Origin of the sequence: Nonomuraea guangzhouensis (genome assembly GCF_019396345.1) — a bacterium.
Lineage (GTDB): Bacteria > Actinomycetota > Actinomycetes > Streptosporangiales > Streptosporangiaceae > Nonomuraea > Nonomuraea guangzhouensis.
In genome coordinates this window covers 141,632-165,881 of sequence record NZ_JAHKRM010000024.1, presented here as the reverse complement: position 1 = coordinate 165,881, position 24,250 = coordinate 141,632, and the positions used below count along the sequence as shown (strand labels likewise).

The 24,250-nt window shown below is 67.9% G+C and carries 31 protein-coding genes and 1 tRNA gene; 14 read left to right on the top strand and 18 right to left on the bottom strand.

The window, feature by feature from the left end:
* Nucleotides 1-89 precede the first annotated feature (89 nt).
* From KME78_RS41745 to dnaN, 3 genes are all read left to right on the top strand, one after another.
* Nucleotides 90-1,523 carry a sensor histidine kinase gene (locus KME78_RS41745; RefSeq protein ID WP_219535043.1) on the top strand — a complete coding sequence of 478 codons (1,434 nt, stop codon included), beginning with the start codon at nucleotides 90-92 and terminating at the stop codon, nucleotides 1,521-1,523.
* Complete coding sequence (locus KME78_RS41740; protein ID WP_219535042.1) at nucleotides 1,520-2,170, top strand: response regulator transcription factor; 651 nt, start codon at nucleotides 1,520-1,522, stop codon at nucleotides 2,168-2,170. Before KME78_RS41745 ends, KME78_RS41740 begins: the two co-directional genes overlap by 4 nt.
* A 63-nt stretch (nucleotides 2,171-2,233) precedes the next feature.
* Nucleotides 2,234-3,331 carry a DNA polymerase III subunit beta gene (dnaN, locus tag KME78_RS41735; protein WP_219535041.1) on the top strand — a complete coding sequence of 366 codons (1,098 nt, stop codon included), beginning with the start codon at nucleotides 2,234-2,236 and terminating at the stop codon, nucleotides 3,329-3,331.
* 9 nt (nucleotides 3,332-3,340) lie between these two features.
* Here the strand turns inward: dnaN and KME78_RS41730 are convergent, their stop codons facing one another.
* From KME78_RS41730 to upp, 5 genes are all read right to left on the bottom strand, one after another.
* Entirely contained in the window at nucleotides 3,341-4,018 is a 678-nt protein-coding gene (locus KME78_RS41730; RefSeq protein WP_219535040.1) for a FadR/GntR family transcriptional regulator, read from the bottom strand.
* Nucleotides 4,019-4,115: 97 nt separating this feature from the next.
* Nucleotides 4,116-5,459, bottom strand: coding sequence for a helix-turn-helix domain-containing protein (locus KME78_RS41725; RefSeq protein WP_219535039.1), 1,344 nt, complete (start codon nucleotides 5,457-5,459; stop codon nucleotides 4,116-4,118).
* 97 nt (nucleotides 5,460-5,556) lie between these two features.
* A complete protein-coding gene (locus tag KME78_RS41720; protein ID WP_214635196.1) occupies nucleotides 5,557-6,087 on the bottom strand; it encodes a PH domain-containing protein in 531 nt (176 codons plus the stop codon).
* Between the two features lie 251 nt (nucleotides 6,088-6,338).
* Nucleotides 6,339-6,563 carry a hypothetical protein gene (locus tag KME78_RS41715; protein WP_214635195.1) on the bottom strand — a complete coding sequence of 75 codons (225 nt, stop codon included), beginning with the start codon at nucleotides 6,561-6,563 and terminating at the stop codon, nucleotides 6,339-6,341.
* A gap of 127 nt (nucleotides 6,564-6,690) precedes the next feature.
* The gene (gene upp / locus KME78_RS41710; protein ID WP_219535038.1) at nucleotides 6,691-7,329 is read right to left on the bottom strand and encodes a uracil phosphoribosyltransferase; all 639 of its coding nucleotides are present in this window, start codon (nucleotides 7,327-7,329) and stop codon (nucleotides 6,691-6,693) included.
* Between the two features lie 140 nt (nucleotides 7,330-7,469).
* Here upp and KME78_RS41705 point away from each other — a divergent pair, with 140 nt between their 5' ends.
* The 8 genes from KME78_RS41705 to KME78_RS41670 all read left to right on the top strand — a co-directional run bounded on the left by KME78_RS41705 (nucleotide 7,470) and on the right by KME78_RS41670 (nucleotide 12,270).
* Entirely contained in the window at nucleotides 7,470-7,979 is a 510-nt protein-coding gene (locus KME78_RS41705) for a tRNA adenosine deaminase-associated protein (protein ID WP_219535037.1), read from the top strand.
* Nucleotides 7,980-7,995: 16 nt separating this feature from the next.
* Nucleotides 7,996-8,472 (top strand): tRNA adenosine deaminase-associated protein, encoded by a 477-nt coding sequence (locus KME78_RS41700; RefSeq protein WP_219535036.1) that lies wholly within the window; start codon nucleotides 7,996-7,998, stop codon nucleotides 8,470-8,472.
* Nucleotides 8,469-8,924, top strand: coding sequence for a tRNA adenosine(34) deaminase TadA (tadA, locus tag KME78_RS41695; protein ID WP_219535035.1), 456 nt, complete (start codon nucleotides 8,469-8,471; stop codon nucleotides 8,922-8,924). The genes KME78_RS41700 and tadA overlap by 4 nt, the downstream gene beginning before the upstream one ends.
* Before the next feature lie 10 nt (nucleotides 8,925-8,934).
* Nucleotides 8,935-9,024 (top strand) — tRNA-Ser (locus KME78_RS41690).
* A 273-nt stretch (nucleotides 9,025-9,297) separates the two neighbouring features.
* The gene (locus KME78_RS41685) at nucleotides 9,298-9,435 is read left to right on the top strand and encodes a hypothetical protein (RefSeq protein ID WP_219535034.1); all 138 of its coding nucleotides are present in this window, start codon (nucleotides 9,298-9,300) and stop codon (nucleotides 9,433-9,435) included.
* Nucleotides 9,436-9,590: 155 nt separating this feature from the next.
* Complete coding sequence (locus KME78_RS41680; protein WP_219535033.1) at nucleotides 9,591-10,562, top strand: YobF C-terminal domain-containing protein; 972 nt, start codon at nucleotides 9,591-9,593, stop codon at nucleotides 10,560-10,562.
* A gap of 116 nt (nucleotides 10,563-10,678) precedes the next feature.
* Nucleotides 10,679-11,176, top strand: coding sequence for a SigE family RNA polymerase sigma factor (locus KME78_RS41675; RefSeq protein WP_219535032.1), 498 nt, complete (start codon nucleotides 10,679-10,681; stop codon nucleotides 11,174-11,176).
* On the top strand, nucleotides 11,173-12,270 hold the full coding sequence (locus KME78_RS41670; protein ID WP_219535031.1) for a CU044_5270 family protein: 1,098 nt from the start codon (nucleotides 11,173-11,175) through the stop codon (nucleotides 12,268-12,270). Before KME78_RS41675 ends, KME78_RS41670 begins: the two co-directional genes overlap by 4 nt.
* Nucleotides 12,271-12,380: 110 nt before the next feature.
* Here the strand turns inward: KME78_RS41670 and KME78_RS41665 are convergent, their stop codons facing one another.
* The 6 genes from KME78_RS41665 to ypfJ form a co-directional block, all read right to left on the bottom strand.
* A complete protein-coding gene (locus KME78_RS41665) occupies nucleotides 12,381-13,430 on the bottom strand; it encodes an ABC transporter substrate-binding protein (RefSeq protein WP_219535030.1) in 1,050 nt (349 codons plus the stop codon).
* Nucleotides 13,427-14,029, bottom strand: a complete 603-nt coding sequence (locus KME78_RS41660) for a GntR family transcriptional regulator (protein WP_219535029.1) — start codon at nucleotides 14,027-14,029, stop codon at nucleotides 13,427-13,429. The genes KME78_RS41665 and KME78_RS41660 overlap by 4 nt, the downstream gene beginning before the upstream one ends.
* A gap of 901 nt (nucleotides 14,030-14,930) precedes the next feature.
* The gene (locus KME78_RS41655; RefSeq protein WP_219535028.1) at nucleotides 14,931-15,380 is read right to left on the bottom strand and encodes a TIGR03668 family PPOX class F420-dependent oxidoreductase; all 450 of its coding nucleotides are present in this window, start codon (nucleotides 15,378-15,380) and stop codon (nucleotides 14,931-14,933) included.
* A gap of 76 nt (nucleotides 15,381-15,456) precedes the next feature.
* Nucleotides 15,457-15,906: a VOC family protein gene (locus KME78_RS41650; RefSeq protein ID WP_219535027.1), complete on the bottom strand. Its 450-nt coding sequence runs from the start codon at nucleotides 15,904-15,906 to the stop codon at nucleotides 15,457-15,459.
* 36 nt (nucleotides 15,907-15,942) lie between these two features.
* A complete protein-coding gene (locus KME78_RS41645) occupies nucleotides 15,943-16,239 on the bottom strand; it encodes a type II toxin-antitoxin system VapB family antitoxin (RefSeq protein ID WP_219535026.1) in 297 nt (98 codons plus the stop codon).
* Nucleotides 16,240-16,287: 48 nt separating this feature from the next.
* Nucleotides 16,288-17,130 carry a KPN_02809 family neutral zinc metallopeptidase gene (gene ypfJ / locus KME78_RS41640; protein ID WP_219535025.1) on the bottom strand — a complete coding sequence of 281 codons (843 nt, stop codon included), beginning with the start codon at nucleotides 17,128-17,130 and terminating at the stop codon, nucleotides 16,288-16,290.
* A gap of 142 nt (nucleotides 17,131-17,272) precedes the next feature.
* Between ypfJ and KME78_RS41635 the strand changes: the two genes are divergently transcribed.
* The 3 genes from KME78_RS41635 (at nucleotide 17,273) to KME78_RS41625 (ending at nucleotide 19,501) form a co-directional block, all read left to right on the top strand.
* On the top strand, nucleotides 17,273-17,902 hold the full coding sequence (locus KME78_RS41635; RefSeq protein WP_246653074.1) for a LysE family translocator: 630 nt from the start codon (nucleotides 17,273-17,275) through the stop codon (nucleotides 17,900-17,902).
* Nucleotides 17,903-17,975: 73 nt separating this feature from the next.
* Nucleotides 17,976-18,599, top strand: coding sequence for an RNA polymerase sigma factor (locus tag KME78_RS41630; RefSeq protein WP_219535023.1), 624 nt, complete (start codon nucleotides 17,976-17,978; stop codon nucleotides 18,597-18,599).
* Entirely contained in the window at nucleotides 18,596-19,501 is a 906-nt protein-coding gene (locus KME78_RS41625) for a CU044_5270 family protein (protein WP_219535022.1), read from the top strand. Before KME78_RS41630 ends, KME78_RS41625 begins: the two co-directional genes overlap by 4 nt.
* Here the strand turns inward: KME78_RS41625 and KME78_RS41620 are convergent, their stop codons facing one another.
* The 7 genes from KME78_RS41620 to KME78_RS41590 all read right to left on the bottom strand — a co-directional run bounded on the left by KME78_RS41620 (nucleotide 19,502) and on the right by KME78_RS41590 (nucleotide 24,148).
* The gene (locus KME78_RS41620; RefSeq protein WP_219535021.1) at nucleotides 19,502-20,260 is read right to left on the bottom strand and encodes a MauE/DoxX family redox-associated membrane protein; all 759 of its coding nucleotides are present in this window, start codon (nucleotides 20,258-20,260) and stop codon (nucleotides 19,502-19,504) included.
* A 9-nt stretch (nucleotides 20,261-20,269) separates the two neighbouring features.
* Complete coding sequence (locus KME78_RS41615) at nucleotides 20,270-20,869, bottom strand: cell wall protein (RefSeq protein WP_246653073.1); 600 nt, start codon at nucleotides 20,867-20,869, stop codon at nucleotides 20,270-20,272.
* A gap of 10 nt (nucleotides 20,870-20,879) precedes the next feature.
* The gene (locus KME78_RS41610; protein WP_219535020.1) at nucleotides 20,880-21,329 is read right to left on the bottom strand and encodes an RlpA-like double-psi beta-barrel domain-containing protein; all 450 of its coding nucleotides are present in this window, start codon (nucleotides 21,327-21,329) and stop codon (nucleotides 20,880-20,882) included.
* A 92-nt stretch (nucleotides 21,330-21,421) separates the two neighbouring features.
* A complete protein-coding gene (locus tag KME78_RS41605; RefSeq protein WP_219535019.1) occupies nucleotides 21,422-22,237 on the bottom strand; it encodes a hypothetical protein in 816 nt (271 codons plus the stop codon).
* Between the two features lie 75 nt (nucleotides 22,238-22,312).
* Nucleotides 22,313-22,978: a hypothetical protein gene (locus KME78_RS41600; RefSeq protein ID WP_219535018.1), complete on the bottom strand. Its 666-nt coding sequence runs from the start codon at nucleotides 22,976-22,978 to the stop codon at nucleotides 22,313-22,315.
* A gap of 7 nt (nucleotides 22,979-22,985) precedes the next feature.
* Nucleotides 22,986-23,834: a hypothetical protein gene (locus KME78_RS41595; RefSeq protein WP_219535017.1), complete on the bottom strand. Its 849-nt coding sequence runs from the start codon at nucleotides 23,832-23,834 to the stop codon at nucleotides 22,986-22,988.
* A gap of 2 nt (nucleotides 23,835-23,836) precedes the next feature.
* Nucleotides 23,837-24,148, bottom strand: coding sequence for a hypothetical protein (locus tag KME78_RS41590; RefSeq protein ID WP_219535016.1), 312 nt, complete (start codon nucleotides 24,146-24,148; stop codon nucleotides 23,837-23,839).
* Nucleotides 24,149-24,250 lie beyond the last annotated feature (102 nt).

Here is a 24,250-nt window from a genome sequence, read left to right as displayed (position 1 = left end):
CGGCTCGCGCGGGGAATCGGGCTGGGTACCCGGCAAAGGTGTATCTAGGTGCAATGTTCGGGAAGCTCCGGCTCGCGCACACTGGAGCCATGTTGAGAAGGTACGGCCAGACCGCGGTGCTGCTGGCGCTGATCCTCGTCGAGGTGCCCGCCGTCGCCGCCTCCTTCACCATGCTCGTCCTGGCCTTCGGCCTCGGCGTGGTCCCTCTCCTCCCGCTGCAGGTCCGGCTGGTCCGACGGCTGGCCGAGCACACGAGAGGGCTGGTCGGGGAGTGGACGGGGAGCCGGATCGACTCGCCGTACCTGCCCAAGCCGCCGCCCCCACAGCGGCAGGCCGACGGGATGTACCGGTCGAACCGCACGCTGTACAAGTCGCCGCGAGTGCCGGCCTGGAACGACCGGTGGAAGTGGATGATCACCGACCCGGCGACCTGGCGCGACTGCGTCTGGCTGCTCTTGGACCCGGTGGTCAAGCTGTGTCTGCTGCCGCTGTTCCTGCTGCTGCCCGACCGCGGGCTGCGCCTCTACAGCCTGTGGACCGACCTGGTCCTGGCCGCGACCGCCGCGAGCCGCCTGGCCGGGCAGGTCAGCCATCTCCAGCGCGTACGCAACCTCGCCGCCGACACGCAGGCCGCCGAGATGCGCAGGATCGAACGCGACCTGCACGACGGCACGCAGGCCAGGCTGGTGGCGATCGGCATGACGCTCGGCGCGGTCGAGCAGCTCGTCGACACCGACCCGGCCGCGGCCAAGGCGCTGCTGAGCAAGGCCAAGGAGGCGTCCTCGGAGACGCTGACCGAGCTGCGTACGGTCATCCGCGGCATCCATCCGCCGGTCCTGGCCGAACGCGGGCTGGGCGACGCCGTCCGAGCCCTGGCCATCGACAGCCCGTTACGGGTGAGCGTGGACGTCGAGCTGGCGCACCGGCCGGAGCCGCCGGTGGAGGCCGCCGCCTACTTCGCGGTCAGCGAGCTGCTGTCCAACGCAGCCAGGCACGGCGGCGCCGCCACGGCCACGATCGACATCAGCAGCAATGGCCCCGACCTGCGGATCTCCGTGACCGACGACGGCATGGGCGGCGCCGACCCGAGCAAGGGCACCGGCCTGATGGGCATCGAGCGGCGGCTCGCGGCCTTCGACGGGGTGCTGGCCCTGAGCAGCCCGCCCGGCGGGCCGACCACGGTGACCATGAACATGCCCAAGGTGCTGCCGCAGCACTGGGCGGGCAGCCTGCCCAAACTGCCCCGCTGGAAGGCCGCCGTGGTGGCCATGCTCTGGCTGACATCCTGGTGCCCGCTGTTCCCGCAGGGGATCGTGGCGGCCATCTTCAAGGTCTTCGGCATGGAGGAGAAGGCGTGGTTCCTCGCGCTGTATCTGCCCGAGCCCTGGCAGTGGCCGTGCATCCTGTTCATGATCACACTGGGCGGCGCCATGTACCTGATGGCCGTACTGATCCCGGCCTGCCACAACAGGGAGCGCTGGCTGGCCGAGGCGACACCCCGCCGTCTATGGTTCAACCGATGAACCGCGTTCTCATCGCCGAAGACCTCTACCTGCTCAGGGACGGCCTGGTTCACCTGCTCCAGGCGCACGGTTTCACGGTCGTGGCCGCTGTGGAGAGCGGGCCCGAGCTGCTCAAGGGCCTGATCGAGCTGCGCCCCGACGTCTCGATCGTGGACGTACGGCTGCCACCCACCTTCACCGACGAGGGCCTGCAGGCCGCGCTGGCGGCCCGCAAGCAGGTGCCCGGGCTGCCGATCCTGGTGCTGTCACAGCACGTCGAGCAGTTGTACGCGCGCGAACTGCTGGCCGACGGGTCGGGTGCGATCGGCTACCTGCTCAAGGACCGGGTGTTCAACGCCGAGCAGTTCATCGACGCCGTTCGCCGGGTCGCCGAGGGCGGCACCGCGATGGACCCCGAGGTGATCGCCAAGCTGCTGGCCAGCAACGCCCGCAACGAACCGCTGGCCGCCCTCACGCCACGCGAGCGGGAGGTGCTGGAGGCGATGGCCGAAGGGCGGTCCAACGCGGCCATCTCCCAGCGGCTCTACCTCAGCGAGAGCGCGGTGGCCAAGCACACGGCCGGCATCTTCGCCAAGCTGGGTCTGGGGCCTTCCGACGACGACAACCGCCGCGTCCTGGCGGTGCTCGCCTACCTCAACAGCAGATAGTCCGCATTGTCGGTGGCACCGGCTACCTTTCATAGGAGGCAGCGACACGAAAGGGTGGGTCAGGTGAAGATCCGGGTAAACCGCGATGTTCTGGCGGACGCGGTGGCATGGGCCGCCAGAGTCCTGCCAAGTCGCCCTGTGGTGCCCGTGCTCTCCGGCTTGCTGCTGGGGGCCGACGAGGAATTGAGCCTGTCCGCGTTCGACTACGACGTCTCGGCTCAGGCCAGGATCGAGGCCGACGTGGCCGAGGAGGGCCAGGTGCTCATCCCCGGCCGCCTGCTGGCGGAGATCAGCCGCAGCCTGCCCGCCGAGGACGTCGAGATCGTCACCGAGGGGCAAGAGGCGGTCCTGACCTGCGGCAGCGCCGAGTTCGGCCTGATCACGATGCCCGTCGAAGACTTTCCGACCATGCCCACGATGCCGCCGAGCATCGGCGCCATCGGCGGTGGCGTCTTCGCCTCGGCCGTGGGCCAGGTCGCGCCCGCGGCCAGCCGCGACGACACGCTGCCGATGCTCACCGGCATCAGGGTCGACATCGAGGGCGAGTCGCTGACGATGGCGGCCACCGACCGCTACCGCATCGCGGCCCGCGACCTCACCTGGCGCCCGGTGGCGCCCGACGTCGCCGTGTCCGCCATGGTGCCCGCCCGCGTGCTGGTCGACGTGGCCAAGACGCTACGCGGGGGCGAGGTGGCGATGGCCCTGGGCGACGGCGTCGCGGGCTTCGAGAGCGTCGGCCGCAGCACCACGGTCCGCCTGCTCGACGAGCAGTTCATCGACTACCGCACCAGGCTGACCGCCGACTGGTCGATCAGGGCCGATGTGCCGGTGACGGCGTTCGTCAACGCCATCAAGCGCGTGGCGCTGGTGGCCGAGCGCAACACCGCGATCCGGCTGTCGTTCAGTCAGGGCCACGTACGCATCCAGGCCGGCGGCGGCGACATCGGCCGCGGCTCCGAGGTGGTCGAGTGTGAGCTGCGCGGCGACGACATCCAGATCGCCTTCCAGTCGCAGTTCCTCCTCGACGGCCTGACCGGCATCGACACCGACCTGGCCCGCATCAACATGGAGTCACCGACCAGGGCCGCGCTGATCCAGGATGTTCCGGGGGACGCGCAGCCCAGCTTCCGCTATTTGGTGATGTCGCTGCGGCTCGGCTGAGCCGCAGGATCATTCGCCTTCGGTGAGCGCGATGAGAATGTGCTCCATGCAGGCGTGGCCGGCGCGCTCGGCGGCGGTGGCGTCGCCCGAGGAGATGGCCCGCGCGATGGCGTCGTGGGGAATGTAGCTCTTGTTCAGCGACGTGCCCGCGGCCGTGATGCTGGCCCGCAGCGCCGCCGAGAAGTCCTCATAGAGGTCGATCAGCACGAGGTTGTGCGTGGCGTGCGCCACCGACATGTGGAACGCCAGGTCGGCCTCGACGAAGGCGTCCGGGTCGTCCAGCTCCCAAGCGCGGTCGCGCTCGGCCAGTGCGGCCTCGATGCGCACGATGTCCTCGTCAGTGCGCCTGGTCGCGGCCAGACGGGCCGATTCGACCTCCAGCGCGCGCCGCACCTCGAGGATCTCCAGCTGCTCCGCCTGGCGCAGGCGCCTGAGCATCGCGCCGGAGAGCTCGCTCGTGGCTCGGACATAGGTCCCGTCGCCCTGGCGGCACTCCAGCAGCCCGGCGTGGGTGAGCGCGCGTACGGCCTCGCGTACGGTGTTGCGCCCCACCCCGAGCTGCTCAGCGAGCACCGTCTCGGTAGGAATCTTGCCGTTCATCTGCCACAACCCTGAGGTGATCTGCTCCTTGAGTTGATCGATCACCTGGTCGACGAGCGAAGCTCGCTGAGCCGTACGCAGACTCACAGTCCGCCTCCTCCGGGGTGCCAGTCATCCCATGAGTCAATGACTGGTAGACCCTAATTATTCCAGACTCAAAAACCAAATCTGGAGCTCCCGGAGGCTAGCGGGACACAGAAGCGTCGATCTTCACCCCTGCCAGTGCGGAATGAACGCCGGCCGCTTCCAGCGCCTTGCGATAGGCGCGGGTCTGCTGTGCCTTGTCCCCTGACTTGCCGTAAAGGTCGCCCAGCTCTCGCCAGCAGCGTGCGGCCTGCCTGTCGGAGCCGAACACCGGATGGTTGAGCGTGTCGAGCAATTGCTGGGCCTCGCCCAGGTGCCGCGCCGTGTCGGCGTTGAGCGCGAGCGCGACGGTGGCGAGCACCAGATGCGCCTCGGCCGGTGCCGTGCCCGGGGCGTCGTGCACCAGGTCGAGCGCCGACGTGGCCAGCTCACCTGCCCGCACGGCGTCCTGCTTCCGCAGCTTGACCCTGGCGTGCGCGATGAGACTCTCGCCGTGCTCCTGCGCGCTGCCCGCGGTGCTCGCGAACGCGCGAGTCGCCGCCTCGGCCCACAGGTCCGCCTCGGCGAGCGGCGACGAGTCGAGCCTGGCCCAGTGCATGGCCGCCCGGGCCAGCTGGAGTGCCAGCCTGGCGGGCCGACCTGCCATGATCGCGTCGTCGGCCAGTCGTACGGCCAGCGCGGAGTCCTCGCCACCGGCCGCGGCAACGCTGGCCTGCCAGAGGGTGTGGATCTCAGCGGAACGGTCCACAATGTCAGGCACGCCGCTGGCGTCGAGCACCCGCCGGACATAGTCGAGCTCGGGGGAGTCGCCTTCGCGTCCGCTGCGCGCCTCGACCAGCGCGGCGGCCAGGTCGATGGCGATCTCGCCCTGCGTGACCGCGAGCCGCTCCGCCTGCTCCAGCGCGTGCGCGGCCAGGTCGCGAGCCCGCAGACGGTCGCCCGCCCGCTGGTAGCAGCGGCTCAGCGCCACGGCGAGCGGCAGATCGGCCAGGCGCTCGGGATGCGCCGCCGCCTCTCTGCGCAGTCGCTCGAACGCCTCGACCGCCTGGCCGAGCCGACCCTGTGCTTCGAGAGCGCGCGCCCTGCCGAAGCGGGCGTGCGCGGTCAGCAGCGCGTTTTCCTCGTCGGACGCCTTCACGATCTCCGTGAAACGGTCGGCCGCGACGATGGGGTCGCCGTGCTGCAGCTCAAGCTCCGCGTGGCGGAGGCCGAGCTCGGTATCGATGCGCTGCCGAGGCTCGATCCCATGCAGGAGGAACTCGGTGGTGCACCCCAGGCGCTCGGCCAGGAGTCTTGCTACAACCGGAGTCGGTGTCCGCTTGCCCGACTCGATGAGCGAGACATAACTGTCAGAAAGGTCGGGTCCGGCCAGCTGGGCCTGAGACATCCGCCTGTTTAGCCGCAGTCCTCGGACGCGGTCTCCGATGGTTCCCTGACTCGGCATCTCATCTCTCAAGGCGGGGAAGGGTCAACACTCCGCAATGATTGCATGAAGTCGCGCAATCGGGTATCCCCGCGTGAAGAATTCCCTGAGTCACGGATTAATCGTCGCTGTCGTCCTTGCTGGGGAAAAGCATCTGGCAGACCTCGAGGTACAAGGTCTCCGGATACGGAATGTACTCGACTGTTGACAGCGCCTGATCCTGACCAGCGGATTCGAGGATGAACTCACCGTAACCGAGCATGCGCCCAAGCAGAGATCGCTGGAAGCTCATGTCGGTGACCTTGCCCAAAGGCATCATCGCGACTTTGCGGGTGATGAGGCCTGTGGTGAGCAACATCCGCTTTGAGGTAACCACAAAGTAGTCAACCGACCACTCCGCGACTTTCCATACAAAACGGATCAACAGCAGCAACCAGAGCCACCACACGACAACGAGGGCCGTGCTGCTCCCCTCGCCGCCGAAAATCTTGCTGAGCAACCCGGCGACGATCAGGCCGCCGAAGACCTCGGCGACCGGGCGAAGCAGCACGGCTGGGTGACGCCGTACCATGATGACCTGTTGTTCGTGGGGGAGAAGGTAACGGTTGACCGACGCCGGAGCAGAGTCTCCGTGGGTCACAAGTCTCATGAGAGAACGTTCACGAATTGGGCCAGTGAGTCGGCCCCGTTGATCATGGTGTCGAACGCCCCTCTGACCGCCTCAGCGGCGTCGGTTGGTCGCGCGAACAGGTAGTACGCCACAAAAGCGATACCCCCGTATGTGAAGACCTTTTTGACCTGCACTGTCGCCTCCGTACCACTACCTTCTACACCCGCCGTATACATTACCCACCCCAATGCCGGGGTAAAGGTGACTTTGCGGGTTAGTTTTGATCTTGCTTAGCCACGTTCGCTGGCCACCAGAGCCAGGACGTGAAGGTGCTTGCGCGCGATCCGCTCGACGAGACTCGGATGGGCGTAGCCCGTGACCTCCAGCGCGCCGTAGTGCGCCGCTTCGACGCAGCGCGTTACGGTGACCGCGGAGTGGATGCCGGCGAACTCCTCGCGGAGTGCCGTCTCCACGTCCGCGTACGGACTTGACTCCGCCTCGGTGTGCTCACTCACGAGAACACCTCGGTAATCGGAAACTCGCTCATCGTGCTCCCCCCACGCGCGTGCGGAAGTTGCCTTCCCCTCACCCCATACCCACGTGACAACAGTATGTAACGAAGTGAGTGCGCAGCGTGGCAGGTCAGACAACTCCGTAGAGTCGATCTCCCGCGTCACCCAGCCCTGGAACGATGTAACCGTTCTCGTTCAGCCGCTCGTCGAGGGCGGCGGTCACGACGCGGATCGGCTTGCCGGAGTTGGCGAACACCTTGTCCATGTACGCCAGCCCCTCGGGCGCCGCGAGCAGGCAGATCGCCGTGACGTCGACGGCCCCGCGGTCGAACAGGAACCGCACGGCCGCGGCGAGCGTGCCGCCGGTGGCCAGCATGGGGTCGACCACATAGCACTGGCGCCCGGAAAGGTCGTCGGGCAGCCGGGTGGCGTAGGTCTCGGCCTGCAGCGTCGACTCGTTGCGGATCATGCCGAGGAAGCCGACCTCGGCCGTGGGCAGCAGCCTGGTCATGCCGTCGAGCATGCCGAGGCCCGCCCGCAGGATCGGCACGACCAGCGGGGACGGCTTGGCCATCCGTACCCCGTGGGCATCGGCGACCGGGGTCTGCACGGTCACGTCGATGACCCGGACATCGCGGGTCGCCTCATACGCCAGCAGGGTCACCAGTTCGTCCGCCAGCCGGCGGAACGTCGGCGAGTCCGTCCGGACATCACGTAGCGTCGTGAGCTTGTGTGCTACGAGAGGATGGTCGACGACGAGGGTTTCCATAAGGGACAACGCTATCTTGTGTGCAACGAACCGGCACGTCGCGTCATCGGTTTTGATCACAATTTGGTCGGAGCGGCACACGGGGGGTGGTCGGGTCTGGAACGATTGGAGGCCGAAGTGGCCACGTCGTGGGGTGGACGATGACAGAAGAAGATGCGCTCGACTTCGCCATCGTGGTCTATCGCGAGGATGAATGCTGGGACGCCGAGCTGCTGCCGGTCGCGCTGACGTCCGATCTGCACGGCCTGATCAAGGCTCTGCGCCAGCAGCCGAGCGAGAGTGGCACGATCGGCCTGGTCGCCGTCGGAGACGAGTTCTTCGTGGCGCTGCGGGTCCTCGGTGATCGCGTCGATGTCTTCCTGTCCGACATCGCCGCGTCCTGGGACTTCCCGCTGGCCGAGCAGGTTCTCGATTTCCTCGACGTGCCGATCCCCGACGAGGAGGAGCTCGACGAGATCCTCCAGGACGAGGAGACGGTGCTCCCCGCAGGCGATCTGTCGATCTTCGCGGACCTGGGACTCGACGAGATGGAGCTGGGCATACTCTCCGGCGACATCGAACTCCTCCCGGAGGACGTGCTGTCCAGCATCGCCGCGCGGCTCGGTTTCTCCGAGCCGTTCGAGCGGGCCATCGAATCGGTCTTCGGCTGACCCCTGGAGCACGGACATGGCGTCCAACACCTTTTCCGCGGCCTTCGTCAAGATCTCCGGCGGCTGGAGCGGCGCCGAGGTCGATCTCGGCGCGGCCGAGATCGTCGACGACTTCGGTGACGCGGTGACCGAGGCCCTCGGCCTGTCCGGTGACGAGCTCGCCCTGCTCTGCGTCGAGGTGGAGGACGAGTGGTTCGCCATCGTCCGCTACCGCGGTGACGAGGAGCCGCGAGTGTTCCTCTCCGACGCGCACGCGATCCTGTCCGACACGCTCGGCGAGCTGTTCGCGGAGTTCGCCGGCGTGGCTCCCGACAAGGAGAGCAACGGGCTGGGCGTCAAGCCGGCCGGCGACTTCGAGCTCCTCAGCGACCTGGGCGTGAGCTCGGAGGAGCTGCTGGAGCTGAGCATGGAAGAGGGCGTGCTGCCCGCCGACATCCTCTCCGTGATCGCCGAGCGGCTGTCCTTCGCCGACGAGCTCGACCGGTTGCGGTGAACCACGCCGACGCGATGCGCCTGGCCCTGACCGAGGCCGTCGCGGCCGGCGCCCGCGGCGAGGTCCCCGTCGGCGCGGTCGTGCTCGGCCCGCTGGGCGAGGTGCTCGCCTCCGCCGGCAACTCCCGCGAGGCCTCCTTCGATCCGACCGCCCACGCGGAGGTCCTGGCCCTGCGGCAGGCCGCTCAGTCGCTCGGGCGGTGGCGGCTGGACGGCTGCACCCTGGTGGTCACGCTGGAGCCGTGCACGATGTGCGCGGGCGCCGCGGTGCTGGCCCGGGTCGACCGCGTCGTGTACGGGGCGGTCGACGAGAAGGGTGGGGCCGTGGGGTCACTGTGGGACGTGGTCCGGGACCGCAGGCTCAACCACCGGCCCGAAGTCGTCATGGGAGTGCTGAGCGAGGAGTGCGCTGCCGTACTAAAGGAGTTCTTCGGCACTCGGCGGATCCGGTAAGCTCGTCGACGGTGGTGTCGCCTAGTGGCCGAGGGCGCACGCCTCGAAAGCGTGTGATGGGGCAACTCATCCGTGGGTTCAAATCCCACCACCACCGCCACTCGTTTGGGCCTCCAATCTGCACTAGCAGGTAGGAGGCCCTTCGCGCGTCAAGATCATGAGGGCATTTGGGGGACAACGCCGTTGCCTCAGTACGGCGCGGCGGTCACTGGCCGGGCCGCTGTGTACGGCTAGCGGACCATCTTGAGCCCGGTGTCCCCCGCCGTTCATGTCCACTTCCAGACGGGTTTGTTGCCCCAGCAGTAGCCCTGGAGGTTGGTGCCCTTCTTGACCACCCCTGGTCTGGGGCCTGGCGGCGGGCGGGGTCACCACGTTGTTGCTGGGTATCGACGTGGCGACCACGCTCAGCTCCTTCTGGGCCGGGTTCGCGGCGGTGTGCGCCGGATTCCTGGTGTGCTCGGTGGTGTTCGCCGCGATCACCTGGCCGCATCCCGCGTCTCCAGAGGAATAGGTCACTTGCCGAACTCAGCGCTCAAGCCGGCCTGATCAACGCCATCGACGACCTCAGCGACGACGACCGTTCCCTCATCGCCCAGCCGAACTCCGTCATGGGGCAGCCGCGGACGGCTTGACCCTGACACCGTGTCAGGCGGCACGGTGCGGGCTATGTCTGTCACCTATGTGGGCTCCGGGCCCTATTGCTACGCCAACTCCCTCGCGATGATCCTCGACGGCCAGGCGCCGCCCCCGGCCGTGATCGAGGTCCTGACGGGCTCCCCTTACGGGATGCAGCTCACTGGCGGGCGGCTACCGCTGTTCGGCCCGTTCGGCTGGGACCCCGAGATCGGGCTCGACGCCGCGATCGACCTGCTTGGCTGGGAGTGCGAGCGCGTGGACGACGGGACGGCCGCGGCAGCGCTCGACCGGCTGCGCCGGGCCTGCCAGGACGGCCCGGTGCTGGCCGGGCCGCTCGAGCTCGGTCTGTTGGCCTACCAACCCGGCTCGGGCAAGGCGGTCGGCGCCGACCACTACCTGGTGGTGCTGGAGGTGGGCGACGACACCGTACTCGTGCACGACCCGCAGGGCTACCCGTACGCCACGCTTCCGGCCCACACCTTCGCCGAGGCCTGGCGCGGAGAGTTAGTCCCCTATCTGCGGCGGCCGTTCCGGATGCGGTACGGGTTCACCCGGCGCACGCAGATCGGCTCGAAGGAGGCGTTGCGGCGCTCCCTGCCCGCCGGGGTGGCCTGGCTGGCCGGCCGGACGGACGTGGAGGTCCCTTCCGGCACGCTGGGGCAGGCCCAGGCGGCCGAGCGCACGGCCGAACTCGTGGAGGAAGGACTGGACCCCGAGATCAGGATGTTGTGGAAGGTGTTCGCGGTGCAGGTGGGCGCCCGCCGCCTCAACGACCTGGCGGTCGGCCTGTCGCTCCTCGGCCTTGACACAGGCGCGGCCGTCGCCGCGGAGCAGGCCTGTATTGTCGGCGGCTTGCAGGGTCCGCTCATGTCGGGCGACGACCTGGCGCTCGCGGCTGGCCTACGTCGATTGGCTCCGACGTACGAAAGGCTGCATGCCATCCTGATCGCCGGCGAGGAAGCCCGGTCTCTGGACGTGGGAACGCCCTCTCGAAGGGGTTGACTGTCCGCGACACTCGGCCAGATATCCGGCAAGATCGACACGTTCCCGGTGCGAGGGCGCGGAAACAATCCTGGCTTTCTGCCAACCTTTTTCCGGCACCTCCGCGTTGAGGCCATGTGAGTGATCCAACGGAAGACGCCGCGTACGCCGCCTTCGCCGAGGCGGCCTGGAACAGGCACATGCCCGTCGCCATCCTGCTCACCGGCGACCGTCACCGGGCTGAGGAACTGCTCCAGGACTGCCTGGTGCGGCTGTACGTGCGGTGGCGACGCGTAGGTCCCACCGACCCGCATGCCTATCTGCGCCGCATGCTGGTCAATGGGAACGTCAGCTGGTGGCGGCGACGTCAACGCGAACTGCCTACCGCCAATCCGCCTGATCACGCCGATCCTCGGTCCGGGCCGTACGAGCCGCACGAGGATTTACGCCGCGCGTTGCTCTCCCTGCCGCGCAGGCAGCGCGCCATAGTCGTGCTCCGGCACTACGAGGACTTGACGGAGAAAGCGGTCGCGGCGTCCCTCGGCTGCACGGTCGGCACAGTCAAGAGTCAGCACTCCAGAGCGATGGCGCGGCTGCGCACTGCTCTGCGGGACAACCAGGAGGCAGCGCGATGAACGACGATCATGAAGAGTTCGCACAGGCCTTGCGGACTCTCGCCCAGCGTGAACCGGTCCCGCCCGCGCCGGTGTCGGCTCTGGTACGCCGGGGACGCCGGACCAGGCGGACCCGTGCCGTGGTGGGCGCCATCGCCGGAACAGCCCTTGTCTCGGCAGCCGTCGTGGTGGTTTGGGGCAGCGGCGGATTCGTCCCGGCCGGCCCGCCATCGATCGCCAGTGTGCCGCTCTCCGGCGATGGTTCACGGTCCTCGCATTCTCCCCGTACGCAATCCCTGGACGCTCGGTCCGTCCTGCTGGCCGCAGCCGAGACCGCCGCCCGCGAGCCGGCCACGTCAGGCCCCTACTGGTACACGCGTCAACGCACCTCCCAGCCGGTGCATTACTTCGGGAAGAAACTCAAAAGGCCGCAACGGCAGAAGATCCCCTTCTCGGCGACCGTGGCGAGTACCCAGGACAGCTGGTACGCGAGCGCGAAGGGCGCGCCCAGCCGAACCGTGACCGGCCAGAACCCGAAGGTCACCTTCGCTTCCTCCGCGGACGAGGCGAAGTGGAAGCGACTGGGCTCGCCCGCCCTGGCCGAAGAGAAGCCGTCGACCAACGACTACGACATGGAACTCCACTTTCAGATCGGCAACCACAACTTCACAGTCCGGCAACTGCTCAAGCTGCCGACCAGCAAGGACAGACTGGAGAGCCAGCTGCGGCGGCTGTTCGACGAGGAGTCCGCAAGCGACTGGTGGCCCGCCAAGCCGGAGTTCACCGACTACGTGTGGTCGGCGGCGCATGACCTGCTGGCCGGTCCGATCAGCCCTGGGACCCGCTCCGCCCTCTACCGGCTGCTTGCCGAACAGCCCGCGATCAAGTCGCTGGGAGAGGTCACCGATTCGCTGGGGCGCACCGGCGTCGCCCTGGCATGGGCCACAGCGGGGAATGGGGACGCTGCGGGCGAGGCTCGACTGATCGTGGACGACGACACGGCGGAGCTGCTCTCCTACGAGTTCCGCGACCAAGGGCAATCAGCGCCGACACTGCAGGTCACCTACGAGGATCTGGGCTGGGCCGAGGCCTTGAGTGAGCGCCCGCAAAGCTGACCCCGTCCGAGGCCGGGGCCGAACGGGGTAGGGATCGGCGCCGGGTCAGTCGCAACGGCGGGGGACCAATGTAGGCCTCTGACCTGTCTGACCGGGTCAGAGGCCTTCTTCTATGGCGGGACCTTGGGGTGGCGGGGCCTTGTCGTCACAATGGCGGGGCCTTCGGCGCCCCACCTGGTGAGTGCCGTCTGGTGTCCGATCTGGGCACCAGTGCGATGATCCACCTTGAAGGTGCCGAACATGGTGGTGGTTTCCAACGTCGTGGCGGCAGACCACAGCGCCTCCCGGGCTGTGCTGCCGGCTTGCCGGGCACAATGCGTTGCGATGGCCGCGGCGGCGATGGCCTGTACGGCTGGATAGTCCGGGAGCGAGCCGGCGCGCTCGCGGTAGGCGGCCAGGAAGTCGTCCTCGGCGATGAACAGCTCGACACGACCGCCTGCGCCGGGGAACCACTGCCCGACGCCGTAGACGCCCAGAGGATCGTCGACGGCCTCGCCGAACTCGCGCACGCCCGCGGCCACGGCGCAGACGGTCCGCGGCGGCGTCGGCAGTGATCTGGCCGACGTGACCGTTTCCGCGTCTTCCTCGAAGGAGCCGGCGCAGAACAGGCTCCACGCTTCCGGCGCCGGAAAGTCGTGGATGCCGGTCGGCTTGAGGCGGGTGGTGCGGATGTTCAGGGAATGCGCCATGCGCTCGGCTCCGTCGGCCACCTGCCGGCCGAAGCTGCCCTTGCCCTGCAGGATCCAGAGCGGGTGTGGGTCACGCTGGGCGGCGAGGTGGCGGATGAAGGGCTCCGCATATCGGCTCGTGGGAGTGAGCACCGAGACGACATGCCCAGGGTGGGCTGTTTCAACGTCGTCGCCGGATCCGCCGTGGTTCCAGATCAGGTGGTCCATGGCCTCGGCGAGCGCTCCCGCTCGGCGCATCAGCAGCGTCGAGTACGGGCCCAGCAAGATGTCGCAACTCTCCGCCAGACGGGGGAGCAGAACTTCCAACTGGTCGGGGTCGCTGCCGTCGTCCTCGACGGTGAGCTCTACTCCCTCGGTCATGGACTGCCAGATGTCCAGGCCCAGCCCAGCCTGCTTGCCGAACCGGGCGAACTTGCCTGACAGCGACAGACAGGCGCCGAGGCGGAGTCGACTGCTGGACGGTGTGGTCATCGCATCTGCACCTCGTATCGGCTCACCTCGCGATGGATCGGCCCATGCGGATCCTCGATCACCGCGTAGACGCCGCCCTTGATCCTCTGAGGTACTGCGATGACCGTGTCCGCGACCAGGTCTGCGGGGTAGCAGCTGTCGCACAGCGCGACGGGTTGCCCGTCGGCGAGAAACGTACGGCGGCGCACGACAACAGGCGAGCCCTCGGCGATCTTCAGGCGCGTGGCCACCTCCGCAGAGGAGTTGATCGTCACAACTTCGCGAAGAACCTGTTCGGGAACCATGCCCTGTTCGCTCACCTGAGCGTTGAAGCCGGGCAGGCCGGCACTGCGGTGTCGTTGGTAATTCGACCCACTGATCAGCAATCTGACGCGAGGCTTGGAACGCACGAACGCTCCCTGCCCCTGTCTGGTGACGATCAGACCTTCCCCTTTCAGAAAGGCGAGCGCTCGCCGGACAGTAGGGCGTGTTGTGTCGTACTGATCGGCGAGCTCGTTCTCGGACGGCAGTTTCTCGTCGGACACTCTGGTGCCGGTCATGATCTCGTCACGCAGCTCGTCCAGGATGCGCTGATACGGAAAGCCGGGGCCTGCGGGCATGCTGCCGAGGAGACCAGGAAGTCGCTGGACAGCCAGACAACTGCGCTGATCTTCCAACAACAGAACGGGCCGGCAGGCGGGCGAACGCCGTACCGGTTCGAGGCCAGTCTTCGCGCCGCTTATCCGGGCTGGACAGTCTGGCGTCGGCACAGCTTCTGGTACGCCACCGGGCCTTGCCGGCTGATCACGTGTGGCTGCAGAAGGACGCTGCACGCGTCCAGCGGCGAGAGCTTACGCGACCAGCTGGCCGCTCAGAGATCCGGAGGTGAGGAGCAGACGTAGTGCCATCGCTCGACACGTGGGTGCCAGCTGCGTTGATCGCAGCCTCTCTACCAATCCGGCGGCCCTTCCCCCGTATGGTCGCCGGATTCCGCCCTGCTCATGCTGAGTCGGGCAGGGCCGGGCCGGGGCCCGCGGCCCACCACGCGTGCGGCCCAGGGCGGAGAGTTCCTGATCCTCCGGTACAACGGCAGCGGCTACGAGGAGACAGAGCGAGGCCGTTACGCCGAAGCGCGCCAGGTGTGGAAGTGCCTCGTGCGGGCGCACAGGGTACGCGTCACAAGACACGGGCCAGACCCCGACCGCTGGATCTTGTCAATCGCGCCGAGGTGCGGCACGTCATCCCTCCCGGCGGCTCTGCCGGGCCTACTCGCCGCCTAAGCAGACCTCCCTGCGCGGGTCTCGATCTCGGGAAGCCGAGCGTTCACGTGAGGCCGCGGTCCGCCTATCAGTTTCTGGCTGCTGGTCGAGATCCCTGTCACATTCATCGGTTGGCGGGTGAAGCGCACTGTTCCGGGTGCAGCACTACCAGCAGGGCCCGCACCCGCCGCAGCTGTACTAGAGCACTTCGACGCCCATCGAGCTTAGATTCGGGGGTCGGCTAGGGATGGCCAGGGTGTCGTTACGGCTTTGCTGGATCATCCCTTCCTCCATGCGCTGATTCGCTGCAGGCCCAGCCGCTCCACCGTTCGACGGTGATCGCGACCACCGGGCCCGTGGGGCGTCGCTCCACGTACTGGTCGTAGCGTGCGGCCAGCCGGTCGAGCCACTGGTCGCGGGTGGTGTCGTCGTCGACGAGCGCGGCCGTGCCGTCGGCTCGTGCCCACCACAGGTGCCGCCAGTCGTCTGCGTAGTGGTCGACCAGGACGCACACCCGGTGGTTGCTCGCGATGTTGCGAAGCCTGCGGAGGTCTGTCGTCCGCTTCGGTTTATCGTCCACGGCGAAGCCGATCATGTCGTCCGCCACGGCGAAGACGATGGGCACCAGGTGCGGCGCCCCCTGCTCGTCCACGGTGGCCAGCCTGGCGCTGCGTGCTGCCAGGAACTTCGCTCGCGCCACGGCCTCGTCCATCACACCAACTCTCAGCCGTCCTCTGAGTCGGACCGCCTCTCAGAGGACCTTCTGAGAGGCCGCCCAAGACGGCCCCTCAGACGACGTCGAACTCGTTGCCCTCGGGGTCCGTCATCGCCACCGCGTAGTGGTCCACCCCGGGCTCGGCGAGCACGCGCACGACGGAGGCGCCCGCGCGGACCAGCTGCTCCACTTTGGCGTCCACGCGGGCTCTGCGGGTCGCCAGCGGAACCTCCTCCCGCTTGCCGCCCACCTTGATGTCGAGGTGAAAGCGGTTTTTCACCACCTTGCCCTCTGGGACCTGCTGGAACCAGATCCGCGGGCCCGCGCCCTCCGGGTCGACGATGCTGTCGGCACAGTCTCCGTCGCCGAGCTCCTCCTCCGGCACGCCGATGCTCTGCCAGTATTCGCGCCAGGTGTCGAAGTGGCCCGGCGGCTCCTCCAGCTCGTAACCCAAGCCGTCAGCCCAGAAGCGCGCCAGCCGGTCAGGAGCGGCGCAGTCGATCACCAGCTGAAAAAAGACCATGGCGGCATCCTGCCCGAGGGGACCGACATTTCTTTTTCAGCTGGGCATCTCCAGGACCCTGGCGTGCAGGATCGATCGCTGGTGCAGGGCCGCACGGAGAGCCCGGTGCAGCCCGTCCTCCAGATAGAGCTCGCCCTGCCACTGCACCACGTGCGGGAAGAGGTCGCCGTAGAACGTGGAGTCGGCGGCGAGCAGGGAATGCAGGTCCAGCATGGCCTTCGTGGTGATCAACGAGTCGAGCCGGACCTGCCGTGGGGGGATCTGCGCCCATTCTCTGGGGGTCAGACCATGGTCGGGATAAGGGCGTCCGTCACCGACGAGCTTAAAGATCACCCCAACGATTTTAGGAGAGAATCCGATTACTTGGGGTCTTCGGGGCTGTTATTGAAGATCAGACTGTGCACATTGTGCTGGGTCGCCGGTCTTGTAACCGCGATTCAGCGCGTTGACGCGTTGCTCCGAGCTGCCGTGCGTGAACGACTCCGGGTCGATCCTGCCTTGAGTGCGTTGCTGGATCCGGTCGTCGCCGACCGCCCCCGCCGCGTCGAGCGCCTCGGCGAACTCCGAGGTGGTGAACGGTTTGTCGTAGAAGCCGGTGTCGACGGCGTGCTTGGCCCACACTCCCGCGTAGCAGTCGGCCTGTAGTTCCGTCGCCACCGAGTTGCCCTCGGAGAGTGCGCCCAGCAGGTCCTGGACGTGGTGGCCGTACTCGTGGGCGATCACATACGCCTGCGCGAACGGTCCTCCTTTGGCGCCGAACTGGCTCTGCAGCTGGGTGAAGAAGCTCAGGTCGAGGTAGACGCGCTGGTCGCCGGGGCAATAGAAGGGACCGAGCGCTGAGCTGGCCGCGCCGCAGGCGGTACGCAGGCTGCCGGAGTACAGGACCGTCTTCGACGGGCGATAGTCGGAAATCTGCGTCTTCCAATAGTCCTGGATGCTGTTGACCACACCCACGACCCGGCACTTCTCCGACTGGTCGGCGTCCTTGCCGGTCCGGCACTGTTGCGACAGATTCGAGGACGGCTGCCGCTGAGCGGGCTGGCTGTTGTCGCCGCCGCTCAGGTTGTTCAGGACGAAGACCACGACGAGCACGATCAGGCTGACGATCCCGCCACCGCCGATGACCATGCCGCCAGGGAACCCGCCGCCGCCACCACCGCCGCCACTGCCGCCAACGTCCTCCACCTGTGAGGCGTCGAGGTTGGCGTCGTCCCTGAAGTCCATCGCTGAGGTCCCTTCTCGGGTGCTGCTCGGATGACAGCTTCCCGAAAGGGGCCCTTAGATGCCACCGGTGAGCCCGTCACGCCGCCCCTTGCCCGATGAGCGCGGAGAGAATGTCCGCTAATGTGCCCATATGACGGGCGGAATGCTGGGAATCGCACTGGTGTCGTTGGGCATGGTCCTCACCCCGGGGCCGAACATGATCTATTTGGTGTCCCGCTCCATCACCCAGGGCCGCCGGGCCGGCCTGATCTCCCTCATCGGGGTGGCGCTCGGCTTCACCGTCTATCTGACGGCCACCTGCCTGGGCCTGACGGCGATCTTCGCGTACGTGCCGGCCGCCTACACCGTGCTCAAGCTGGCCGGCGCCGCCTACCTGCTCTGGCTGGCCTGGAACGCCGTCAAGCCCGGCGGCACCTCCGCCTTCGAGCCGCGCGAGCTCGAGATCGAGCCGCCGCGCAAGCTCTTCGCCATGGGCCTGCTCACCTGCCTGCTGAACCCGAAGATCGCGATCCTGTACCTCTCGCTGCTGCCGCAGTTTATCGACCCCGCCATGGGACACGTGCTGCTGCAGAGCCTCGCGCTCGGGTCGGTCCAGATCTTCATCGGAACCCTGGTCAACGCCCTGATCGCCGTGTCGGCGGGCACGCTGGCGGCCTTCCTGGCCCGCCGCCCGCTCTGGCTGCGGGTCCAGCGCTACTTCATGGGGACCGTACTCGCCGGCATCGCCGTCCACCTGGTCGCCGACCGCTCCAAGGCGCTCGTACCGGCATAGCGAAAATTTCGGGAACCGCGCGGCCTCTCGGCGGTAATTACTCGTGTCATGACAGACACCCGAGAGGCACGAGATGCGACACGAGAGCCGGACGGACGCACCGCCCTGGTCCGAGGCCGTGGAGGCGGCCGACGATGCCGCGGTGATCGCCCGATCCCGGCATGAGCCCGAACACTTCACCACGTTGTTCACCCGCCACGCCCCGGCGCTCAAGCGCTATGTCATCAGGCGACTGGGCCCGGATCCGGCCGAGGACATCGTCGCGGAGACGTTCGCGCGGGCCTTCCAGCACCGGGAGACGTACGACCTGGCCCGCGACGACGCGCGGCCATGGCTGTACGGCATCGCCACGAACCTCATCGGGCGGCACCGGCGTCACGAGATCAGCCAGTATCGGGCACTGAGCCGCACGGGGGCGGACTCGGTGACCGCATCGTTCACCGACGAGGTCGACCAGAGGGTGGCCGCGGACGGTGCGCGACGCCGTCTGGCCGGCGCTCTGGCCGGGCTTCCTCGGGGGCACCGTGACGCGTTGCTGCTGGTGACGTGGGCGGAGCTCACGTACGAGCAGGCTGCTCACGCGCTGGGCGTTCCGGTGGGGACGGTGCGTTCGCGGGTCAATCGGGCTCGAAGCAAGCTACGGCGGGTGCTCGGTGGCATCGACCCAACCGACGCGGACGAAGGAATGAACCGTTGAACGAGCTCGAACTCCTCAACAGGCTGCGCGACGAGGTCCCGGCGCGGCCCGACGTGCGGGCGGAGGAACGCCGGCTGCTCGCCGAGATCCGGGGCGGCTCCCCGGCACCGCGAAAGCGGCCGGTGCTCCGCCCGCGCTGGGGCCTGGCCCTGGTCGCCTGCGGTGTGGCCGCCGCCGCGGTGGTCGTGAGCCAACTCGGCGGAGCCGAGCCGCCGGCCAAGGTACGGCCGGCCGACCGGGTCGGCCTGCTGGAGAACGCGGCCCTCGTCGCCGCGCGTACCAAGGCCGTCGAGATCCGCTCCGACCAGTGGTTCTACATGAAAGAGACCCAGCACATGCCTGGTGGTGGCGGCCTGCCTGGCTTCGAGCACTGGAGCCGGATGGACGGGGTGAAGGACGCCGTACGGGTAAGGGGCAAGCTGAAGATCGGGAACGCCGAGAAGGGGCCGGCGAACCCGGGCAAGACCGCACGGGAACTGGAGGCTCTGCCCGCCGATACCGACCAGCTGCTCGCGCACTTCCGCGGGCTCAAGGAGGAGCGGACTCCCCTGTCCATCTGCCAGCCCAACTGCCCGGAAGGCACGCTCCCGGACGTCAACGCCTTCGGGGCGATCGGGTGGTATCTGAAGTTCGGGCCCATGATCCCGCCGGACAAGGCGGCGGCGATGTACCGGGCCCTGGCGAAGATCCCGAACGTCACCGTCCAGGAGAACGTCTCGGACGGTGACGGTCGCCAGGGCATTGGCGTCGTCCTGGATCTGGGCGAGGCAGGCAAAGGCACGTACATCCTCGACCCGGAGGACTACCACTACATGGGGATAAAGGTCGAGCAGGACGGCGAGACCGCCTCCATGTCCGTACTGGGCTCCGGGATCGTCGACCAGCCCGGCCAGACGCCCTGATCAGGTGAGTGCGACGCGGATGGCCGAGGGGTCGACTCCGGACAGGGGGATGGCGAAGACGGCCGTCCGCTCGCGCGCCCCGTACACCACGAACCGCAGGCCGTCCTCATCCCATACGTCCTGGACGTCCGAGGTGAGCTGCGCGGACGCCGAGCAGTAGGCGGGGCTGAGGTAGAGCAGGTGCAGCGAGGCCTCCAGCGGGATCTCCGCTGGCGAGCGTACGGCGAGCGGCCGGCGGATCCGGACGAGCAGCTGGCGCAGCGGGACCAGCCAGTAGCGGTCCAGCTCCGCCGACAGGCCGAGCAGGGCGATGACCTCCACCAGGCCCAGCGTCACGAGTGGGGGATCCAGCGGGTACGGCCGTGCCCAGATCGCGGCGACGCCCGCGAGGCACAGCAGCCCCGCGCGGGCGAAGGCGCGCCAGTTCACGGGATGGGAGTGCGCGCCCAGGCAGCCGCAGGACGAGGTGGGCGCGGTGGCGTACGAATAGGTGAGATAGGCGAGGAATCCCGTGGAGAGCAGGGCGGCGACCGCGCCCTCCTCAGGGGAGACCGGAGGCAGCAGCAGTGCGGCCGCCACCGCGAGCTCCACCACGCCGACGAGCCGGAGCGTGGGGACCGCGCGCGCCGCGCCGACCAGCCGGGCCAGTGCGGTCCGCCCGGCTTCCGCCCGCATTCGACGGCTGAACAGTTTCATCAGGGCCGCCCAGACGAGGAAGAGGGCGATCACGTACGGCTGAAGCGCGGCGATCCCGTGCATCTGTCGCTCCTAGTGCGGGGAGAAGACGGTGGCGATGTCGACCTCGTTCGTGTCCGGCCGCCACGCGCCCAGGATCTGCACGTGCTGGCTCACCCGCAGCATCGACAGGTCCGAGGACGCTGGTGACTCGGAATGGATGGCGACCGACTTGCCAGGTACGACGTGGCAGAGGACCTCTTGGCCGTTGTGGTCGAGGTGGAGCTTGTCGCTGGTGATGTTCTTGATGTGGCCTTTGATGTTGACGATGTTGAGCCATACCGCCTCGGCGGCGAGCACTCCGTCGGGCATCCGGACGCCCCGGGCGTACAGGCCGTCACCCGGCTTGGCCTGGTCGAAGGGGACCGGCCCGAGCTTCCAGAGGCTCGTGCCGTCCACGACCCTGATGTTGTGGAACACCATGTTCGAGCCCAGGACGAGGAGCGTGTTGTCCTTGATGGAGCGGATCCGGCCCTCGGCGAAGTTGGGGTCGGGAGCGCCTGGCTCGACGTCCTGAACCGTGGTCGAAGCGAACGCCGCCTCGGGGCCGAGTGAACCCAGCGTGGTCGCGGCGACCACACTGGCGCCGCCACCGAGCAGGGCGGACTTGAGCATTTGCCGTCTGCTGGTCATCGTCAGCTCCCTAGGGCGTCGAGATCTCGCACGGTCGCAGGCCGGTGGAGAGACTGGCGATCTTGCTGTAGGCGGCCGGGGTGAGGTCGATGATGCGGTCGGTGGCGCAGGTCGCGCCGCAACAGCTCTTCTCACCGCAGAACAGGTCCGTCTGCGGACCGCAGTCGGCGATGGCGGTGACGACGCTGGAACCGCTGCACAGTCCCGTGATCTTGTGCTGGAAGCCGCAGGTCCGCCGGGAGAGGTTGAAGCCGCAGGTGTCGGGGTGGGTGATCGCCCAGCACGCGTCGGAGGTGTTGGGCCAGGCGTGCTGGAGGCTTCCCGAGTTGCAGGTGCCACAGGCTCCCTTGCCGGTGGTGCTGCATGGTCCCCAGGCTGTGCCGCAGCAGAACCAGGAGACCTCTCCTCGGACGGCGGCGAGTAAGTCGACGGGTGGGTCAGTGGGCTGGCTGCGCGCCATGCGCGTCCTCCTTGGGGTTGGCTCCGGACGGTCCCCCGATGAGGTGGTGAAACTTTCCGACTTGATCTATCAAAACATGTAACTATTTTTCGTCAATGCCCAAATGTGGTGAGAAGCGGAGGAAGGGCGATGAGCCGGGGTTGCGGCTGGACGCGGCGCTCGGCGGGGAAGAGCCGGTAGATCGCCTCACGGACGACTTCCTGGCGAACGCGGCTGACGAAGTCTTCGGGGTTCGTCCCGCACAGGCGACGGAGTTCTTCCGACTCGTCGAGCAGGCTCTGGATGAGCATCGCCTGGTCGGTCAGGCCTCGGGTCCGGCCGGCGGCGTCCACCAGGCAGCCGTGCCGGCCGACGTAGACGAAGCACGACGGCGGTCGTACCCCGGACTCCAGGGTCACCGGGTGGCGCTCGGCCGGCAGGGCGCGGCGCCAGTAGTTGGGCTCGGTGCGGTCGAGCGTCGCCAGCTCCTCGTCATCGAGCCAGAGCACGAACAGCCGCGAGGTCTCGCCGGGGGCCTCCACCGGTACGGCGGGCAGGTAGCCCCACTTGTTCACGTGCGCGGAGACGCCGGCGACGATGCCGTCCACATCGGCGAGCGTCATCGGGATGATCGGCCGGATCGAGTGGCTGAGGAACTTGCGGCGCAGCTGGCTGGGGGCGGCGTTGGATCCCACGGCCACGATGGGACGGCGGGCCGACATCGGCGAGCGCCCGAGGCGGGCCAGCAGCTGTTCCAGCGTCTCGTCGCCCACCCGCCACTCGTCCGCCGGCCTTCCCTCGACGGGGTGCAAGGGCAGGTAGGCATTGTCGACCACCACCCCGGAGGTGCGGGGCAGGCGGCCTGGATAGGTGAGCGGCCGGGCCGTCGGATCGTCGTGGAAGAGGTCGGGGATTTCCGCGCCCGTCATGGCGGTCCTGGTCATTGGGGGCAACTAATCGTTGGGGGTAGCTAAGACCACAACGCTACGACGAGTGCCCCCGTGCTATCGCCTCAGCCGCTCCAGGGCGAACGAGCGGATCTCTTCGGTCTCCGTGTCGGCGGCGCGCTCCAGAAGCGTCGAGTCCGCTCCATTCCTTGCGGACAGGCGGGCCGCCGCCGCGGCGGCGAACAGGCGCGTGGTCAGGTCGCCGGCTTCGAGTCGTTCGATGATTTCGCGGGGGTCCGCCTGCTCGGTTTCCTGGCTGAGTAGCCATTCCGTCAAAGTTCTGATGTGGTCCGGCGGTAGATGCGGCACTCCGGCCGCCAGCTGATCGACCGTCGCGCCGGCCAGGAAACGGAGCACCTTCCAGCGCACGGCGGGTTCAGGGTCCTGGCTCAGGTTCAGGGTTCGCGCGATCACCGGTCCGTCGGCGGCGTTCGTCAGGACGACTTCGACGGCGAAGAATCTTACGTAGAGGAGTGGGTGGCCGAGGAGTGCCGGGATTTCCGTCATCATGGGCGCGGCGCGCTCGCCCAGCTCCGAAAGCAGCCAGGCGCCCGTCTTCACGGACGTGGCGTCGTCGCTGTGAATGAGCCTGCCCAGGTTTTCGACGGGATAGCCCGCGTACAGCTCGGCCAGCAGGTCATTGGCCGCGGGGCCGACGACGGCGTCGTCGTCGGGATGCGTGCGAATGCGTTCTATCAGGTCGTCCCCTGATCGCGTGTTCATGGATCCTTCACCATTCATTCAGGTCTTCGTTGATCCTCTTCAGGGCTTCCCGCTCGCGGCGCATTCTTTCCGCGTGGCCCGCGTCAGATCCGCCGAGCCATGCGTCTTCTTCCTCTCGTGTCTTGATGCTGTCCTCCAGGTCTTTTTTTATTCGCCTTTTCTCTCTTTCCGTCATTCCGGTAGTGGTATTTGGTACGTCGCCGTGAAATTTCCCGGTGTTGTCCTTCCTGCCCCACGCCATGTTCGTACGCAGGCCGCGGTCCCTGATCGGGTTCTCGTACGGGCTCAACCGGCCGCCCGGCCCGGCCAGCGCGGGGCCGCCCCGCGGGCCGACCGCCTTTCCGCCGAGTTCCTCGAGCCGGCGGGTGATGCGTTCGACGGCGGGGGTGAGACGGGTGGCGACGCCCCGCTCGAAGGTGTGCTTGATCCGCTGGATCGCCGCGCGGGAGAAGGCCATTCTGCTCGCCGCCAGGCCCGCTCCCGCCGCGCCCGCTCCCAGGGTCAGTTTCAGGACGCTCGCGAGATCCACGAGCTGGGTGATCTCGGCGAGCCGGGCGGCCGAGGCCACCGAGGCGAAGCCGTTCGTCACCGGTGGCAGGACGTTCATGGCGGCGGCGGTCTGGTGCAGGCCCCCGCCGTTACGCTGCCAGTTCTCCGCCAGCGCCGTCGCCGACTGTCCTTGGTAGCCGTCGGTCGCCCGCTCCATGGTGGAGTCGGCGTTCTCGGACAGTGTGGTCAGGTTCGGGACGGTGTCGCTCACGGCTCTCGCGTCCGTCACCACCTTGTCGGGATCGACGTCGAGGACGTTGACGCCGATCAACTGGGCCAGTTCCTCGATGAGGGGCGGCGTGTCCATGCCTATGCCGTGGTCCTTGTCGCCGGGATGACGCTCGCGGCGTCGGCGTTTCTCATCGTGGCGGCCGTGTCCGCCAAGCCGCTTCCCGTGGTGTCGAGCACGGCGCCATGGACGGACAGTGTGCGCACCCCGGCCTGCACGCATTCCGCGAACGCCATGACGAACGGCGCGATCAGCCCGTCACTGCCCCATGAGCCGGCGAGTCCCAGCTGTTCCAGATGCCGGGGCACCGACTGGTACTCCTCGGCATGCCGCCCCATCTGCTCGGATCCGGTTTCCAACGACTCCGGATCTGCCACGAATTTTCCGTACATTCCCGGCACGCTAGGCAGCGACCAGCAGCTTGGCGGACGTTTCGAGGAACTTGTAAATGCTCGCTCTCGCCGAGTCACGGCTGGAAGACTTTCCGCACCAGA